Origin of the sequence: Pedobacter sp., assembly GCF_045628745.1 — a bacterium.
Lineage (GTDB): Bacteria > Bacteroidota > Bacteroidia > Sphingobacteriales > Sphingobacteriaceae > Pedobacter.
Map to the genome: position 1 here is coordinate 1 of NZ_JAZQPU010000250.1, position 3,356 is coordinate 3,356.

The window sequence follows — 3,356 nt, forward strand, 5'->3', positions numbered from 1 at the left end:
AGCACCCTCTTTTCTGCCTCAACCTTTCCTTGAGGCAGTTGAGCGAGGTGTGAAATTTTTGCCGAGGTAAACAAGGCAGCACTTGAATTTTTACAAGTAGCCACACAGGCACCACAGCCAATACAAGCAGCAGCATCAAATGCAGCTTCAGCTATTTCATGGCTAATGAGCAAAGTATTGGCTTCTGCAGGCTGCCCGGTATTGGCAGAAATATAACCACCAGCCTGGATAATACGGTCCAGTGCAGATCGGTCAATCTTTAAGTCTCTTTTTAAGGGAAAAGCTTTAGCGCGAAAAGGCTCTATATAAATGGTAGCATTGTCTTTAAATTCACGCATGTGAAGCTGGCAAACCGTTAAACCGGAAACCGGTCCGTTAACTTCCCCATTGATGGTCATGGCACAAGTACCACAGATGCCTTCCCTGCAATCATGGTCGAATTCAACAGGTGATTCTCCCTTCACAATGAGCTTTTCATTCAAGGTATCCATCATCTCAAGAAAAGACATGTGGCTATCCACCTGGTCTAAATCATAATCTACCAGTGCGCCTTTACTGTTTGCGTCTTTCTGACGCCATATTTTGAGGTGTAATTTCATTCTTTTAGTTATTTACGGTGAGCAGCTGCTTAGCTATAATTTCTGACAGACAGTTTAATAAATTCAAATTCAAGCGGTTCAGGATGAAGAACAGGCTCCAGCGCCGCTCCCGGCCATTCCCAGGCAGAAACAAAACAAAACAAGTCATCATTCCTTAAAGCTTCCCCATCGGCCGTTTGGTATTCTTCCCTGAAATGGGCACCACAAGATTCCTCACGGGTTAGAGCATCATAACACATTAAATTCGCCATTTCCAGGTAATCAGCCACCCTACCCGCTTTCTCTAACTCCGCATTCATGTCCAGCGCATCACCGGGCACCATCAAGTCCTTGTAGAATTGCTCAGAAAGCACCTTTAATTCAGCAATAGCCTCTTTAAGTCCTGCGGCAGAACGCGATAAGCCACATTTATCGTACAAAAGCTTACCCAATTGTTTGTGAAAGTAATCGGCCGTTTTAGTACCTTTAATGTCAGCAAGGAACGATAGTTGGCTTTTTACTTCTGCCTCTGCAGCCTCAAACTGTGGATGATCTGTAGAAACCTTTCCTGTTTTTAACTCGCCAGACAGGTAGTTGGCCAAGGTATATGGCAGAATAAAATAACCATCTACACAAGCCTGCAATAAAGAATTTGCCCCTAGTCGGTTTGCACCATGGTCAGCAAAATTAGCTTCACCAATGGCGAATAAACCAGGTATAGTGGTCATCAATTCATAATCTACCCATAGACCACCCATGGAGAAGTGTGCCGCCGGTGATATTTTCATTGGCATGAGGTAAGCATCATCGGCGGTAATTTTCTGGTACATGGAAAAAAGGTTGCCATATTTCTCCTTTATCTTTGCCAGGCCCTGCTCTTTAATGGCTTTGGAAAAATCAAGGTACACCGCATTTTTTTGTGGACCCACGCCAAAACCAGCGTCAATTCTTTCCTTTGCTGCTCTGGAAGAAATATCACGTGGAGCAAGGTTTCCAAAAGAAGGATACCTTCTTTCCAGGTAATAATCTCTTTCCTCTTCAGGAATAGCGCCAGGCTCGCGGGTTTCATTTTCCAACAGCGGAACCCATATTCTGCCGTCATTTCTAAGAGACTCAGACATCAGGGTGAGCTTAGACTGGTAGTCGCCAGCCTGGGGCAAACAAGTAGGGTGCATTTGTGTCCAACTCGGACTAGCCATAAAAGCACCACGTTTATGCGCACGCCAAATGGCAGAACCATTGCAGCCCATGGCGAGGGTAGAGAGGTAATAAATTTTTCCGAAACCACCGGTGGCAATCACTACAGCATCGGCGGCGAAGCGTTCAATTGCACCTGTATCAAGGTTACGGACAATAATTCCTTTAGCTTTACCATCTATCAGCACCAGGTCTAACATTTCATGCCTGGTGTGTAAAGTTACCTTGCCAAGGTTTACCTGTCGCATTAAAGCCTGGTAGCTTCCCAATAATAATTGTTGTCCTGTTTGTCCACGGGCATAAAAAGTACGGCTCACCTGTACACCGCCAAAAGAACGGTTGCTGAGGTAACCACCATATTCCCTGGCAAAAGGAACACCCTGTGCCACAGCCTGGTCAATTAAACTTAAAGAACATTCAGCAAGGCGGTAAACATTAGCCTCACGAGCCCTGAAATCGCCCCCTTTAAGGGTGTCATAAAACATGCGGTAGACAGAGTCGCCGTCGTTCTGGTAATTTTTAGCGGCATTGACGCCTCCCTGAGCAGCAACAGAATGCGCTCTTCTTGCAGAATCCTGGAAACAAAAAGACTGCACCTGGTAACCCAGTTCGGCCATGGAGGCTGCAGCAGCAGCACCCGATAAACCTGTACCCACCACAATGATATTTAGTTTTTTTCGATTAGCAGGATTCACTAATTTAGCCTGATCTTTATAGTGGCTCCATTTATTTTCTAAAGGACCCTCAGGTATTTTCGCATTTAATTTCATAGTCCAAAATGAGCAAGGTGAACGTAAACAGGGATTACAGAAAATCCGATGGTAATGGCATAGCTGTAAACCGTACCAAAGGTTTGCACATAAGCAGCATATTTAGGATGGTAAAGCCCAAGCGTTCTCACCGCACTTTTAAAACCGTGCAACAGATGATAACCCAGGGCAAGCATGGAAACAATGTATAAACCCACATACCACCACGATTTAAAAGCATTGACTACAATTACATAAAGGTCTTTGTTGCCCATTTTATCTAAGGGCAAAGCACCAAATTTGTAAACGTACCAAAAGTCTTTAAAGTGGATCACTAGAAAAATTAACAGTACCGTACCCAGAATCCCCATGTTACGCGAATACCATTTGCTCACCTTTTTACGGTTATCAAAAGCATATTTAGCGGTGGCTTTTCTGTTTTTTAAAGTGATGAACAAAGCATCCAGGGAGTGTGCAATAAGAGAAAAATACAAAACATAAGAGATGATCTTGATGAAGATATTTCCCGATAACAAGGCCGAGTAGTGGTTAAAGCTATCCGCCGCTGTGGCTGCAGGCAGCAAGAGTTGTAAATTGCCCAGCAGATGGATCACCAGGAAAAAGCAGAGGAAAAGACCCGTTAAAGCCATCAGGTTCTTTCGTGAAAGTGTACTTTTTAGTAAAGACATATATTGTTGTTTATAGATTAATAAATACCTGTAACTTTCCACCATAAACCACCAAGGCCCATCCAGATCACCATGAGCACAACGCCAATGATCAGTCCGTAGATCCACCATTGTTTGACATCCACATAACCACTACCAAAAAA

Annotated in this window: 4 protein-coding genes; all 4 read right to left on the bottom strand. The window is 44.0% G+C overall.

The window, feature by feature from the left end; all coding sequences use genetic code 11:
- The coding region (locus tag ACR2F7_RS09530; RefSeq protein WP_432713344.1) for a succinate dehydrogenase/fumarate reductase iron-sulfur subunit at positions 1-599 on the bottom strand (599 nt) is incomplete at its 3' end.
- A gap of 29 nt (positions 600-628) precedes the next feature.
- A complete protein-coding gene (locus tag ACR2F7_RS09535) occupies positions 629-2,545 on the bottom strand; it encodes a fumarate reductase/succinate dehydrogenase flavoprotein subunit (RefSeq protein WP_432713345.1) in 1,917 nt (638 codons plus the stop codon).
- A complete protein-coding gene (locus ACR2F7_RS09540; RefSeq protein ID WP_432713346.1) occupies positions 2,542-3,213 on the bottom strand; it encodes a succinate dehydrogenase cytochrome b subunit in 672 nt (223 codons plus the stop codon). Before ACR2F7_RS09540 ends, ACR2F7_RS09535 begins: the two co-directional genes overlap by 4 nt.
- Positions 3,214-3,230: 17 nt before the next feature.
- Positions 3,231-3,356, bottom strand: a 126-nt coding sequence (locus ACR2F7_RS09545) for an anion permease (protein WP_432713347.1), incomplete at its 5' end; no start/stop codon positions are given.

Bases quoted from the DNA above. Each gene is read 5' to 3' on its own strand.
- ACR2F7_RS09535 (WP_432713345.1), bottom strand. From the start codon at position 2,545: ATGAAATTAAATGCGAAAATACCTGAGGGTCCTTTAGAAAATAAATGG.
- ACR2F7_RS09540 (WP_432713346.1), bottom strand. From the start codon at position 3,213: ATGTCTTTACTAAAAAGTACACTTTCACGAAAGAACCTGATGGCTTTA.